The following is a 13,586-nucleotide window of genomic DNA, read 5'->3' as shown; positions in this document are numbered from 1 at the left end:
AATGACACGCCCGGATTGTTATGTTATGATGAAATTCGAATGTGAGGTGCACGAATGGCAAAAAAAGTACTTAATTTAGTGATCGTGACCGGAATGAGTGGTGCCGGTAAGACTGTCGCAATGCAGTCTTTTGAAGATTTGGGATATTTTTGTATAGATAATATGCCCCCAAACCTACTACCAAAATTTTGGGAATTAGTGCACGAATCAGGAAAAATCAATAAAGTGGCTCTAGTGGTCGATATTAGATCGCGAGCATTTTACGATGAGATTTTTTCAATGCTAGCTGAAGCACAAGTTGATGAACAAGAAAAAGACCAAAAGGTTGAGATGAAGATCATGTTCCTTGATGCTTCTGATGAAGAGCTAGTTTCCCGTTATAAGGAAACGCGTCGTAGTCATCCCCTAGCAATGGAAGGACGCTTGCTAGATGGTATCCGGAAGGAACGGGAATTATTAGATGAAATGAAATCACGGGCTCAAGTTGTTATTGATACAACTGAATTATCCCCACGCCAGTTGCGTGAGCAGATTTTCGATAATTTTCAAGAGAGTTCTGAAGTGCCAACTTTTCACGTTGAAGTGATGTCATTTGGTTTTAAATATGGTCTGCCGATCGATGCCGATGTCGTGATGGATGTTCGGTTCTTACGTAATCCTTATTATGTTGATGCATTAAAGTCACAAACAGGTAAGGATAAACCAGTCTATGACTACGTTATGGACAGTCCAGAAACTGAAACATTTTATAAGAAATTATATGATCTATTAGAATATATCCTACCGGGATATGAAAAAGAAGGTAAAACCAGTTTGACGATTGCGATTGGATGTACCGGTGGCCAACACCGATCAGTCGCAATTACTGAACGTTTAGGTAAGGATCTCAAAGACCAATATTACGTTGATATCACTCATCGTGATATGGAAAAATCTCAAAAGAAGGTTATTAAACATGGCAGCCAATAGGATAGTTCGAGTTGTTAAGGGTCGTCGTCCAAAAGTTGTTGTTATAGGTGGGGGAACTGGTTTACCAGTTATTTTAAATAGTTTAAGAAAAGAAGATGCCAATATCACAGCAATTGTTACTGTTGCCGATGATGGTGGTTCTTCAGGAATCATTCGAAATTATATCAACGTCGTGCCACCAGGGGATATCCGAAATGTTTTGGCATCGTTGTCAGATCTTCCTAAAGAAGAACTCGACGTCTTTCAACATCGCTTTAAAAGTGATGATGATTTCTTCTCAGGCCATGCCTTAGGAAACTTGATCATTGCAGCGTTGAGTGAGATGTCACCAAACATCTTTGATGCCGTCCAAGAATTATCTAAAATGATGCGCATCGATGGAAATGTCTTTCCAGCTTCAAATACCAAGTTGACACTAAATGCAGAGTTTACTGATGGATCGACTTTGTCTGGGGAACACGAGATCACCCATTCAGGTAAACATGTTAAACGAGTTTGGGTGACTGACTCGGATAATCCTGATCAACAGCCTAAGACATTATTACCAGTATTAGCCTCGATCATGCAGGCTGACGTGGTAGTTTTAGGACCTGGTAGTTTATTTACTAGTATTTTGCCTAACCTGATGATTAAGTCGATTGGTGAAGCTGTGAAGCAAACGCCTGCAGAAGTGGTTTATGTCTGCAATATCATGACTCAGATCGGTGAAACAGAAAACTTCACTGATGCTGACCATGTCAAAGTTTTAAATGACCATTTAGGTGGTAACTTTGTTGACACTGTTTTAGTTAACACTCGTCCCGTTCCTGATGGTTATATGGATCATAAAAAATATGATGAATATATTAATCAAGTTGAGCCTGATTTTAAGACTCTTCGTGAAATGGGCTGTCGCGTGATACAAGATGATTTTTTGAAATTACGCGATAAAGGAGCCTTTCATGATGGTGATAAAATTGCCCGAGAGATCTTGAATTTAGCCTTTCAATCAGGAAACAGAAAAAATGAGGTGAGATAATTTGGCTTCGTATGCAAGTGAAGTTAAAAAGGAACTCACTGGTTTAGAAGTTCATCCAGAGCATGCTCGTGTGGAGTTGTCTGCTCTAATTCGAATGAATGGTTCATTGAGTTTACAGAATCATCATTTCGTTTTAACTGCTCAAACTGAGAATCCAGCAATTGCTCGAAGGATTTTCTCATTGATCAAGCAAAATTATGGTATGGAATCTGAACTTTTGGTTCGTAAGAAAATGAAATTAAAGAAAAACAACCAATATTTGGTTCGTTTGAAACGTGACACGAATAAAGTGTTACAAGATTTAGGTATCTTAGATGATAGCGGTCTTTCAATCAAGACGGGTGTAACATCTGATATCTTAGGTGAAGATCAACGGATGCGGTCATATCTACGGGGAGCTTTCCTAGCTACTGGTAGTGTTAATAATCCCGAAACTTCACGCTACCATTTGGAAATTTATTCTTTATATGAAACACACAACAATGATATTGCCGAAATGATGAATCATTTTGGCTTAAATGCTAAGACGACACGTCGTCGAAACGGCTACATTGTTTATTTGAAGGAAGCTGAACGGATTGCCGATTTCTTGCAATTGATCGGTGCAACTAATTCAATGTTGAAATTTGAAGATATCCGGATCGTTCGTGATATGCGTAATTCAGTTAACCGATTAGTCAACTGTGAGAATGCTAATATCAATAAGACTGTTGCCGCCGCTGAGCGTCAAGTCGAAAACATCAAGCATTTACGTGATACTGTTGGGCTGGATTCATTGCCACAGAAGTTGCAAGAGATTGCTACTTTGCGACTAGAACATCCAGAGGTTTCTTTAAAGGAATTAGGCGAAATGGTACCTAGTGGTGCTATTTCTAAATCCGGGATCAATCACCGCTTAAGAAAATTAAATCAATTGGCTGAAGCAGCCAAAGTCTAAAAAAGAGTCGATATTCAAAAATTGAATATCGACTCTTTTTGTGTTTAAAGCAGATCAATTAGTTTTTTTAGTCTTTTTATAATCTTTGACCATGATAGCAAAAATCAAACCTATGATTGCTATGACGAAGAAGAAAGTAAAGACACTGTGATATCCAGCTAGACCACCATTGGCAGGTAAGCTGTGATTTTGATTTGATGTTACTAAAATCAAGGTTGCTAAACTGACACCAAGTGATCCTAACAATTGACGGACAGTGGTGATGATTGCTGTTCCGTGTGGGATCAAATCCTGTGGTAAGGAATTGCCCCCCAAAGTTGTAGCAGGCATCATAACGAAAGCATTACCACCTTCAATTAACATGGCAATCAAAATCATTGGCCAGATGCTGATCTTGAAGTTTAAGACGAATAACAAGAACCAACCAACGACGATCATTGACATACCAGCTAATAGGGTCGTTTTAAAACCAATTTTATCGGCTAATTTTCCAGTCAAAGGATTAAGAATACTTAGCAAGATAGCAGGTGGAACTAAAGCTAGTCCAGATACTAAGACGGAAGTATGCAAAATATTTTGATAATAAAGTGGATAAATTATGGTAACAACAATTAAAGAAATATATGAGAAACCAGTCAATAGGACGGCAAGGTCAAAGTTGAAATTTTTCATGACCTTCAAATCTAATAATGGTTCCTTGGTTGTTAATTCCCGATGAATAAATAAAGCCGCTAAAATCAAACTGATTACTAAGATGACCAAAAGATTGGTGCTGAGTGAATGAGCACTACCAGCTTGGTTGACAACGTACAAAAGTCCGATGATACCAATTAAATAAATAATTGAAAGAAAGTCTAAACGAACTTTTTTACGCGGCATAACATCTTTGATAAAGAATAGTCCCAAGATGAAAATAACGATCATGATAATTAGGAAGATGACAAATAGTCCTTGCCAATCTAACCAATTTAAGACGATACCAGAAATGATTGGTCCACTGGCCAGAGCTGATCCCATAACCAGTCCAGCAAAGCCCATCGTGGTCCCACGATTATTTTCCGGAGTTATTTCTAGTAAAACTGACTGAAACGATGGGAACAGTATCCCAACGCCCACAGCCTCTAATGCTCTCCCTAACATCGCTAATGGAAAGTTTGGTGCCAAAATAATAACTAATGTACCAATGCCAAAGATACCAACAACACTTAAGAATAGATTCTTAAAGGACATGTTACTGAGTAGCCAAGGACTGATCGGCATCATAATACACATGATCAACATGAATCCGGTCGTTAACCACTGAATCGTTGGTGCAGTTACCCCAAAAAACTTCATCAACGTTGGATAAGCTGTGGACAGTGACGATTGACTGATCGACATTGTAAAGGTTCCAGCTAGTAAGGTGCTGACGAAGAATTTTCTACTTACTGAATTTTCTATTTGATTATTTTCCATAATAACCCCTTTCATATTTTAGGATAGCCGAATTCAATTTTTAGGTCAATTGACACAAAAAAAATAAATGCAAATTTTCTGCATTTATTTATTAATAATTATTGATTATCAGCCTCTAAAGCAACATTTTCCGGTTTAGTAAAAACCGATTTGATTTTGGCCCAGATAATATGGAATGTATAGGCGGATGCAAATGACAGCATCCAGGTTACTAGATAACAAACAACGATTGCTACGATAGGATTTATTCCTGCTAAATTTTTCCCACCCAAGCGCCAGATGATTTGTAACCAGAAAACGTTCGAAAGATATGCTCGGTAAGCATAGGTTGCTAAGAAGTGGAAGATTGGTAGAGCTTTAGAATTTTTATTGATGTGGTGGATTGCTAAGACAGCCACTAATCCAATCACTAGCAAAGCATACAGCCTCATTGAAGGCTTGTAATAAGGCGCGTTGGCAAGATTGACTGGGTAACCGAAGGCGAAGAGCTCACGGTTGGTCCAGTAAAATACTGCAATGAATAAAATCACTAAAATTGGGAAAGATTTTTTGATAAAAGCTTCAAATTTATCACGGAACATCCATGCTAATACTCCGAAGATACTGTAAATGATGAAGCTGATAAAAATTCGATCCAATAGATACCAATTTTGTGCTTGAGGCCCTTGGAAGACTTCAGCATCATAAAAGTAGATCCATGCAAAGAAGACGACCACTGTAAGGACCAAAGCAACTAGACCACGTTTAGTATTGTTTTTTACCCAGTGAGCTAAAAGCCAAAAGAAGGGCATCAAAATAATAAATTGCAACATCATCGTGTTATACCACAAATGTGGTGCGGCATTACCGTTGATGAAATGCCACAAGAAGCTGCCAATACTATTGTATTGATCAACTTGTTGAACGTTGGGGAAAATCAACAGATATGCCAAAGTCCACCAAATAGTTGGAACAAATAGAGCAGACCATTGTTTTCTCATATAACCAGGATAATTCTTCCAAGAATTCTGATTAGTATTACGTGTAGTAGTGTATAAAATACCAAATATAAAGGCTGGTGCAGTGAATTTTACTAAATTATAAATAATCCCGATAAATGATTGTGAACCAATACTAGGATTGGTTGTCAGGACCAAGCTAAGGACGGTCTGCATCATAACTGCAGTACAAGCAAAAACTTTCATGTAGTCGCCGACGTCGGCCTTAGTCAGAACTTTTTTGACGTTCATATAACAATCTCCCTCTGAATGATTGTGAGATCAACAAAGGAAATAATACTGATTAATATATCCTCATGGAATTAAAAATGCAACTAAATTTTAAGTTCAGATCTTTGAAACTTTAAAAAAATCAAAATCAATTCGTTACTGATCTCTCGTTCAATATTAGTGAGATTTTTATGAGGTGAGCTCAAATAAATCGTTCGCTGCAAGGGCTCGGGAGTCAAACGTGCTAATTGAACGTTTGAACTGATTGTTTGCCAAGTGACTGAAGGGATGAAACTCATACCAACTCCTGATTCAATGATTCCTCTGACGGTAGCTGGATCATCGGCTTCGTATTTGTAATTCAAAGTGATATCGCGTTTTAAAAAGTACTTATCGATCGTTTCTCGTAATGGATTATCCGGAGATAAACCAATCATTTTTTCAGAAACCAAGTCCTCTGGTTTAACGAAACTTTGACTGTAGCCATATGCCAAATCCCAGCCAACGAAAATCTCCTCTTTTAAAACGGGTACATTAGTCATCCCTTTGAGTCATGAACTAGTAATTATGAAATCAAATTGTTTATAGTCAGCTTCCCGGACGTTATGTTGAGCAATATTCAACCGAACGTTCGGGACTTTTTCTTTAATATTAGTGACGATACTCGGAATGAATGGCGAAGCCACTTCCATCAATAGTGAAATTGGATATTGAGTTTGGTCCAAGCCACCTTTAACAGCTGAGACACCTCGGTTAAGTTCCTCTAGACTGTCATTGACATAACTGTAAAAAAGTTTACCAGCTCGATTCAATTTCAACGTCCGACCAGTACGGTCGAAGAGTTTTGTTTCTAATTCCGCTTCTAATTGCTTGATAGTTTTACTGACAGCCGGTTGAGAAACATACAAGATCGAAGCAGCTTTAGTAATACTTTCTTGGTTAGCCACGACAACAAAGTATTTCAATTGATTCAAATTCATTTCTTCATCTCCAAGTATAACCAAATGGTTAAGTATCTTGCTTTTTTTATATTATACATGTTATGTAAGTGCCTTTATACTATTTTCGTGAGATCAATTATGAAGGATTTATGGAGGTGAGAGGTTATAAAAAATTTGTGGATATTTCCGGGCCAAGGTGGCCAGAAACGTGGGATGTTGAAAGATGTCCCAACTGAAATGATTACTAGGGTAAAAGAATTGACTGGTATCGAACTAACAGATAGTAGTCAATCCTATCAAGATTCTGTTCAAATTCAATTAGGTATTTTACTTTTGCAATTATTTAATATTCGTCAACTGCAACAAATCGGTCAAAAACCGGATGCAGTTGCCGGTCATTCACTGGGAATTTTTGCAGCAGCAGTCACCGCTGATGTAATCAGTGAAGATGATGCTATAAAAATTGTTTATCTTCGATCGACGAAGATGAAGGAATCATATCCGAGCGGTTATGGCATGGGTGCTATCGTTGGTTTAACGCGAAAAGAAGTTGAAGCTATCGTCACTCAAGTCAACTCAAAAACTGAGCCCGTCTTTACGTCGAACCAAAATGCTGAATTGCAAACGGCAGTTTCTGGTTCGATCACCGGTATTCAAAAGGTCTTGGAACTAGCTAAGAAGCAGAGTGCGTCTAAAGCACTATTACTGAAAGTGCCAGTTCCATCACATTCACCTTTGATGCATTCAGTCGCTGATGATTTAGAAAAAGGATTGGCTAAAGTGGATTTAAAAGATCCTAAATGTACCTATTTGGCAAATTTCAATGGTCATGCCACTCATAAGGCCAAAGATATTGAATACGATATGATCAATAATCTAATTTATCCCGTTTATTGGGACACGATGATCGATGTAGCTCAAGAATTGGGTGTTGATACCACGCTCGAAGTGATGCCTGGAGCGACTTTTACCAAATTAGTAAAAGCAAAATTTCCAGATTTTAGAACCATCACCATGAATAGTATGAATCTTGATGATATTGAATTTTTATTGAATAAATGGAAAAGAGGATAATCAATGGTTACAAGAAGTTGGACTCAAAACCGTGACAGAAAAGCTGAAAAAATGTCCGCCATTTCTTCACTTTTGAACGGTAAAATAGCCAAAACCGAAGATGCTAAAAAATTATTGGAAACTGTCATCGAATCAGGTGACAAAGTTGTCTTAGAAGGAGATAACCAAAAACAAGCTAGCTTTTTATCACAAAGTTTAGCAGCAGTAGATCCTGAAAAGATTCATGATCTACATATGATCATGTCAAGTGTGTCACGTCCAGAACACTTGGATATTTTTGAAACAGGGATTGCTAAGAAATTGGACTTCTCATTTGCTGGTCCACAAAGTACTAGAATTTCACAAATGATTGCTGATGGAACAGTTCAAGTTGGCGATATCCATACATATCTCGAATTATATGCACGTTTGTACGTTGACTTGATCCCAAATGTTGTTTTGGTAGCCGCTGACAAAGTTGATCGTGATGGTAATTTGTATACTGGTGCTAATACTGAAGAAACACCAGCCATCGTTGAGGCAGCCGCTTTCAAAGATGGTATCGTGATCGTCCAAGCTAACGAGATCGTTGACAAAGTTCCTCGTGTCGATATCCCTGGTGACTGGATCGATATCGTTATCCCAGCTGACCAACCTTATCAATTGGAACCATTATTCACACGTGATCCTCAAAACGTTACTGAGTTACAAATTTTGATGGGCATGATGGCCATTCGTGGAATTTATGAAAAACATAATGTTCAAACAGTCAACCATGGTGTTGGTTTCAATACTGCTGCAATTGAATTATTGCTACCAACATATGGTGATCAATTAGGTTTAAAAGGTAAAATCGTGCCTAATTGGGAAGTTAATCCAACACCTACATTGATCCCTGCTATTGAAAGTGGTTGGGTCAAAACTATTCATAGTTTCGGTGGCGAAGTTGGAATGGAAAACTACATTTCACATAGTCCTGATGTTTTCTTTGTTGGTAAAGACGGTACAATGCGTTCTAATCGTGCCTTTGGACAAGTTGCTGGTCAATATGCTCTAGACATGTTCGTTGGTTCGACATTACAAATTGACCAATTTGTTAATTCATCGACTGTTACTAATGGTCGTCTATCTGGATTTGGTGGTGCACCTAACATGGGTAGTAATCCACATGGTCGTCGTCACTCAACACCAGCATGGCAAAGCTTACGTCCTGACAATGATCCACTTGGTAAGGGACAAAAATTAGTTGTTCAAATGGTTGAAACATACGGTTCCAACAAGAAGCCCGTTTTTGTTGATCATCTAGATGCTGAAGAAGTTAGAAAAGAAGCTAAAATGGCAAATGTTCCAATTATGATCTATAGCGAAGACACAACTCATATTGTCACCGAAGAAGGTATTGCTTACCTTTACAAGACTGACAGTATGGCAGAAAAGAAAGCAGCCATCGAAGCCATTGCCGGTGTCACACCAGTTGGTTTAAGAAGTAATCCTAAACAATTAGCTGATTTACGTCAAAAAGGTATCGTTGCCTTGCCAGAAGATTTAGGCGTTCACCGTAATGAAGCCAAGAGATCATTGCTTGCAGCTCAAAACATGGATGATTTAGTTAAGTGGTCTGATGGACTATATAATCCACCTGCAAAATTCAGAAGCTGGTCATAATACATGCTTGAGCTTAGATCTTTACAATTAGCGCAAAAAGTTGTGGGAGCGTTGAAATGGGAAGTTTCCTTTTCACCCAAACCTGGCTTGGTCGATGCTTATTCAAATGGCTCACACAAGGATATGGATATTGATTTGTTTTATAAATCTGCGGATAACTTATTAGCCGGATTTCAGCAAATGGCTGAAATTGCCTATCAACATCCACTTGATCTGAGATTGCGTGAAGAGATTGGACGAATCGGTAGATTGTCTGAAAAAAGCATGTTTGAAGCCACCGGTGGTATTAATACTCATAAGGGTGCTATTTGGAGTTTAGGACTATTGATCAGTGTCATCAGTAGCCAACAAACTAATGACTTAGAGAAAATATTTTCGGATGTTAAAAGTCTTTCACGGATGCCCGACAAATTTGTACCACAGACGAAGTCTAAAACTCATGGCATGGTGACCAAACAAAAATATGCCTTGAGTGGAGCTAGGGGTGAGGCGCAGTTGGGTTTCCCAAATGTGTCTAAGACACTCAGTTTCTTACCAGAACAAGATGATTTTGATACTTGGATGCGTCGTTTATTAGTCCTATACAGTAATGTTGATGATACCAATATCGTTTATCGAAGTAATTTAAAAGTCTTGAAAGAATTTCAAAATTTATCGGCAGATATCGTTGTTGCAAAGCAAGATGTTCTCTATAATCTAGAATTTAAACAACTGGAAGAATTTACTCAACAAAATAATATATCGCCCGGCGGATGTGCAGACCTTTTTGCCGCTAGTTATTTTTTAAAACACTTGAATTAGGAATGGAGATAAATATGGAAAAGCTACATTTTAATTTCGACACAACTGATGCAATAAAAAAACCAGTTCACGTTGGTGTGGTTGCATCAGGTGACCTCGAAGTTATTTTTAGACCAACAGACAAACAAACAGAAATCAATATCGTAACTGGTAGTGATGGTTTCCACGATGTTTGGGAAAATGTCCTGACACGTTTCTTTGATAGATACCCAGTTAAAGCAAATATCGAGATCAATGATTTTGGTTCAACTCCCGGAGTTGTTAACTTACGATTGACTCAAGCATTGGAGGCACTCAAAGATGAAAAATAGTTTCGTTGAATTACATGCACGTCAACATGCCTTAGCAATTTTAGATGATGATTCAGCTCGCGAGATCGTTGGACCATTAGATGACATGATCTCACCTCATTTGGAGCCACAAAACATCGTTCCTGAAAGTGACGACGGTGTTGTCTTGATGAAAGGACAAATTGATGGTAACCAAGCAGTAGTTATTTCTATCGAAGGTAATTTCCAAGGTGGAGGTATCGGTGAAGTCAGTGGTGCTAAGATCGTAGCCACTTTAGAAAAAGTTTTAGAGGACAACCAAAATGGCAAGACCGTTTATCCTGTAATTGTTCTTGATACTGGTGGTGTTCGTCTTCAAGAAGCTAACTATGGTTTATTATCAATTTCAGAGATTCAAAATGCTGTTATTGCTTTGAAGAAATACGTTCCAGTTATCGGAGTAGTTCCAGGACGTGTTGGTTCATTCGGTGGTATGTCTATCACAGCTTCGATCTTGTCATACTTGATTGCTACAAATAAGGCCAGAATTGCCTTGAACGGTCCCGAAGTTATTGAACAAGAGGCTGGCGTTCGTGAATTTGATTCTAGTGATAAAGATTTGATTTGGAACACACTTGGAACAAAGCAACGTGAAGCTACTAATTTGGTAGACGAAGTAGTTGAAGATACTGTCGATAACATCAAGAACTCGATCATTAATGAAATCAAAACTAAAAAAGACGCTCACAGAACTGAGAATACTGATTTTTATCTGAGTTTGCTTGATAATTTAGATTTGACTAAGAAACTTGATATCAAGTCATATAATGAATTATTCAAGAATGTAACTGCTACAAAACACGAAATTGCTCCAGCAGTCAGTGGTGAAAAAGAAGGTACTAAGAGTCGTGGACGTGCTTGGTTTGAGGCCATTACTGGTATCAAGAATGCTACCAGTTCAGTTTCAACTGTTCTTCATGCTCAAAAAGATGGTAAGGAATATATTGCTATTGTTCCCGATGCTGACAATGAATTCCCACGTGTTCGTGATGGTGAAGTAGGTCTACAAGAAGGATTTGCAGTAGCCAATATCGTTAATACTATCGTTGCAGAGGATAAAGATAAGGATGTTAAACGTCCAATCGTCTTGATCGTTGATGTACCTAGCCAAGCCTACGGTTATCAAGAAGAATTGATTGGTATCCATGTGGCACTTGGTTCAAGTGCCGCTGCCTATGCCAAATCTAGACAAGCAGGCCATCCAGTGATCGACTTTATCCCTGGTGACGCTGTCTCCGGTGGTTTCTTAGCCCATGGTCTACAATCTAATCGTATGATTGCCTTGGATGATGATTCAATCACTATCCAAGCAATGTCAAAGGCCAGTGCCGCTAGAATCACTCAACGTACCATTGCTGAACTTGAAGAAGCTACTAAGCATGTTCCAGCTATGGCTTATGATATCGACAACTATGAAAAATTAGGTGCACTCTATAAATTAGTCAAGGGTATCGGTTCATGGGAAGCCACAGACGAAAATGTTGCTAAGATCAATTCCATTATTGATGAAGCTATCGATAGTCTAGATGGTGACAGAACACTTCACTTCCGTTATCAAACAGAGATCGCTAAAGCCAGTGGACGCAAGGCTACTCTACAAGTTCGTAAACTAGTCGACGAACAATGGTAGAAATCGCGCCACATGACTTGTTAAAAATTAGGACTGTTCAAGATTTATCCAGTCTCCAACTGCCCGATTGGGCTGAAAAAGTTTTCTCAAAATCTTTGACAGTAGTGGTCAGACGGGCTCAAATTGCGGATGATTTGATTCCAGTTGGTATTCGCGGTCATGAACGATCTCAGCGACTGGCAAGTTGGGTGAGTTTGGATAAAGTTGTTAAGTCGATTACTCCTTATGAATTGGTCCAAAACAATGCCTGGTTGGACCTCTCAAATGCGCGTAAGGAGTTACCTGCAGTGATGACTTTAGAAAAAATTGCACCTATCTTAAGTGATTTCACTTGGGGTATCAGCGGTAGTGTCGGTTTTGAATTGGCCACTAAGACACCTTCAGCAAAGATGACCAGTGACCTTGACTTGGTATGGAAACCAAAGCAAAGAATCAACCAAAAATCTGCACAACAATTATTGAAAACTCTTAATCAGTTTGAAGTTCATGCAGATCTTCAAGTAATTCAGGGCACAGACGGTTTTTCTTTAGAAGAATATGCTAATGCCAACTCGACGACCATGGTCAAGACTATTAAGGGACCTAAATTAGTAACTGATCCTTGGGAAATTTAAAATAACCATCAATTCAATCTGCTTGAGTTGATGGTTATTTTGTGTGAACTAGTTTTTAGGAGGAAAAAATGGATTTTTATACTAATGATTCAATTAGATTGGATTATCAAGACCGTGGAAAGGGACAGCCAGTAGTTTTAGTAGAAGGATTTGGCGGCTATCAAGAGATCTGGTCACAACAGGTTGATTATTTATTAGACATGAATTGTAGGGTTATCACCTATGACCATCGTAATCATGGGCACTCACAACGGACGAAGCAAGGATTAAAAATTGATCAGCTAGCAACAGACTTAGTAAATTTAGTGAAATATCTACAGCTCAAACGTCCGATTTTGATTGGTCATTCAATGGGAGCAAGTGTCTGCTATGCTTATCTGGAAAAATCCCACAATATCAAAGCTATGATGAGTATCGATCAATCTCCGAAAATGCTAAATGACAGCATTTGGCCATATGGTTTCAAAGACTATACATTAGGGAACTATCAAACTAAAGCCAGTAAGACCAACACCGGTCATGAAACTTTGCATGGTTTGGATCGACGAGTCATTAGTCAGCTTGATTTGGCTAAGCGCCAAACACCATTTGACCGAGTTAGTAGTTTGCCGTTGTTATTTGACCACTTTCAACAGGATTGGATCAAGACATTGGTAACTACTCAAATACCGATCAGCTTAGTCGTGGCCGAACAAAGTCCTTATTTTGATCCTCAGTTTGCTAAAGTATTAGCTGACAAAAGTTCCCTAATCAAGCAGATTGAATTATCAAATTGTGGTCACGATATTATGGCAGAGATCCCCGATGAATTTAATCAGTCATTGAGACATTTTATTTTTAGCAATCTCCGAAACTAATATATTTGGAAGAATAGCAATTGCTTATGTTTTTTAAGTAACATAATTTAAAGCTATATCAAGCCATAACGTATAAGTATTTAAATATTCTCAGAAACACTACTATACT

General features: G+C 38.4%; 14 protein-coding genes. 10 read left to right on the top strand and 4 right to left on the bottom strand.

What is annotated here, in order from left to right:
• Positions 1-54 precede the first annotated feature (54 nt).
• Genes rapZ through whiA form a run of 3 tightly spaced genes read left to right on the top strand, consistent with a single transcriptional unit; the run spans position 55 to position 2,924 of the window.
• Positions 55-969, top strand: a complete 915-nt coding sequence (gene rapZ, locus FC27_RS03585; RefSeq protein WP_010624234.1) for an RNase adapter RapZ — start codon at positions 55-57, stop codon at positions 967-969.
• Complete coding sequence (locus tag FC27_RS03580; protein WP_010624233.1) at positions 956-1,987, top strand: gluconeogenesis factor YvcK family protein; 1,032 nt, start codon at positions 956-958, stop codon at positions 1,985-1,987. Before rapZ ends, FC27_RS03580 begins: the two co-directional genes overlap by 14 nt.
• Position 1,988: 1 nt before the next feature.
• Complete coding sequence (gene whiA / locus FC27_RS03575; RefSeq protein WP_010624232.1) at positions 1,989-2,924, top strand: DNA-binding protein WhiA; 936 nt, start codon at positions 1,989-1,991, stop codon at positions 2,922-2,924.
• A 54-nt stretch (positions 2,925-2,978) separates the two neighbouring features.
• Here the strand turns inward: whiA and FC27_RS03570 are convergent, their stop codons facing one another.
• The 4 genes from FC27_RS03570 to FC27_RS03555 all read right to left on the bottom strand — a co-directional run bounded on the left by FC27_RS03570 (position 2,979) and on the right by FC27_RS03555 (position 6,567).
• Positions 2,979-4,379: a DHA2 family efflux MFS transporter permease subunit gene (locus FC27_RS03570; protein ID WP_010624231.1), complete on the bottom strand. Its 1,401-nt coding sequence runs from the start codon at positions 4,377-4,379 to the stop codon at positions 2,979-2,981.
• A 98-nt stretch (positions 4,380-4,477) separates the two neighbouring features.
• Positions 4,478-5,608, bottom strand: coding sequence for an acyltransferase family protein (locus FC27_RS03565; protein ID WP_010624230.1), 1,131 nt, complete (start codon positions 5,606-5,608; stop codon positions 4,478-4,480).
• 83 nt (positions 5,609-5,691) lie between these two features.
• Positions 5,692-6,129 (bottom strand): LysR family transcriptional regulator substrate-binding protein, encoded by a 438-nt coding sequence (locus FC27_RS03560; RefSeq protein ID WP_050901052.1) that lies wholly within the window; start codon positions 6,127-6,129, stop codon positions 5,692-5,694.
• 9 nt (positions 6,130-6,138) lie between these two features.
• Complete coding sequence (locus tag FC27_RS03555) at positions 6,139-6,567, bottom strand: LysR family transcriptional regulator (RefSeq protein ID WP_050901051.1); 429 nt, start codon at positions 6,565-6,567, stop codon at positions 6,139-6,141.
• Between the two features lie 135 nt (positions 6,568-6,702).
• Here FC27_RS03555 and FC27_RS03550 point away from each other — a divergent pair, with 135 nt between their 5' ends.
• The 7 genes from FC27_RS03550 (at position 6,703) to FC27_RS03520 (ending at position 13,477) form a co-directional block, all read left to right on the top strand.
• Positions 6,703-7,602, top strand: a complete 900-nt coding sequence (locus FC27_RS03550) for an ACP S-malonyltransferase (RefSeq protein WP_010624229.1) — start codon at positions 6,703-6,705, stop codon at positions 7,600-7,602.
• Between the two features lie 3 nt (positions 7,603-7,605).
• The gene (gene mdcA, locus FC27_RS03545; RefSeq protein WP_010624228.1) at positions 7,606-9,246 is read left to right on the top strand and encodes a malonate decarboxylase subunit alpha; all 1,641 of its coding nucleotides are present in this window, start codon (positions 7,606-7,608) and stop codon (positions 9,244-9,246) included.
• Positions 9,247-9,249: 3 nt separating this feature from the next.
• A complete protein-coding gene (locus FC27_RS03540; protein WP_010624227.1) occupies positions 9,250-10,047 on the top strand; it encodes a triphosphoribosyl-dephospho-CoA synthase in 798 nt (265 codons plus the stop codon).
• Positions 10,048-10,061: 14 nt separating this feature from the next.
• Positions 10,062-10,358, top strand: coding sequence for a malonate decarboxylase acyl carrier protein (gene mdcC / locus FC27_RS03535; protein WP_010624226.1), 297 nt, complete (start codon positions 10,062-10,064; stop codon positions 10,356-10,358).
• On the top strand, positions 10,348-12,006 hold the full coding sequence (gene mdcD / locus FC27_RS03530; protein ID WP_010624225.1) for a biotin-independent malonate decarboxylase subunit beta: 1,659 nt from the start codon (positions 10,348-10,350) through the stop codon (positions 12,004-12,006). The genes mdcC and mdcD overlap by 11 nt, the downstream gene beginning before the upstream one ends.
• The gene (locus FC27_RS03525; protein WP_010624224.1) at positions 12,000-12,620 is read left to right on the top strand and encodes a malonate decarboxylase holo-ACP synthase; all 621 of its coding nucleotides are present in this window, start codon (positions 12,000-12,002) and stop codon (positions 12,618-12,620) included. Before mdcD ends, FC27_RS03525 begins: the two co-directional genes overlap by 7 nt.
• A 68-nt stretch (positions 12,621-12,688) precedes the next feature.
• A complete protein-coding gene (locus FC27_RS03520) occupies positions 12,689-13,477 on the top strand; it encodes an alpha/beta fold hydrolase (protein ID WP_010624223.1) in 789 nt (262 codons plus the stop codon).
• Positions 13,478-13,586 lie beyond the last annotated feature (109 nt).

It is taken from the genome of Companilactobacillus versmoldensis DSM 14857 = KCTC 3814, assembly GCF_001434295.1.
GTDB lineage: Bacteria > Bacillota > Bacilli > Lactobacillales > Lactobacillaceae > Companilactobacillus > Companilactobacillus versmoldensis.
The sequence above is the reverse complement of the archived record's forward strand: the minus strand, read 5'-3'. Positions and strand labels throughout refer to the sequence as shown.

Excerpts from the sequence above, each read along its gene's own strand:
- FC27_RS03565 (WP_010624230.1), bottom strand. The coding sequence starts at position 5,608 with ATGAACGTCAAAAAAGTTCTGACTAAGGCCGACGTCGGCGACTACATG.
- FC27_RS03580 (WP_010624233.1), top strand. The coding sequence starts at position 956 with ATGGCAGCCAATAGGATAGTTCGAGTTGTTAAGGGTCGTCGTCCAAAA.
- rapZ (WP_010624234.1), top strand. The coding sequence starts at position 55 with ATGGCAAAAAAAGTACTTAATTTAGTGATCGTGACCGGAATGAGTGGT.
- FC27_RS03560 (WP_050901052.1), bottom strand. The coding sequence starts at position 6,129 with ATGACTAATGTACCCGTTTTAAAAGAGGAGATTTTCGTTGGCTGGGAT.
- FC27_RS03570 (WP_010624231.1), bottom strand. The coding sequence starts at position 4,379 with ATGGAAAATAATCAAATAGAAAATTCAGTAAGTAGAAAATTCTTCGTC.
- FC27_RS03525 (WP_010624224.1), top strand. The coding sequence starts at position 12,000 with ATGGTAGAAATCGCGCCACATGACTTGTTAAAAATTAGGACTGTTCAA.
- mdcC (WP_010624226.1), top strand. The coding sequence starts at position 10,062 with ATGGAAAAGCTACATTTTAATTTCGACACAACTGATGCAATAAAAAAA.
- mdcD (WP_010624225.1), top strand. The coding sequence starts at position 10,348 with ATGAAAAATAGTTTCGTTGAATTACATGCACGTCAACATGCCTTAGCA.
- FC27_RS03555 (WP_050901051.1), bottom strand. The coding sequence starts at position 6,567 with ATGAATTTGAATCAATTGAAATACTTTGTTGTCGTGGCTAACCAAGAA.
- FC27_RS03540 (WP_010624227.1), top strand. The coding sequence starts at position 9,250 with ATGCTTGAGCTTAGATCTTTACAATTAGCGCAAAAAGTTGTGGGAGCG.
- FC27_RS03520 (WP_010624223.1), top strand. The coding sequence starts at position 12,689 with ATGGATTTTTATACTAATGATTCAATTAGATTGGATTATCAAGACCGT.
- mdcA (WP_010624228.1), top strand. The coding sequence starts at position 7,606 with ATGGTTACAAGAAGTTGGACTCAAAACCGTGACAGAAAAGCTGAAAAA.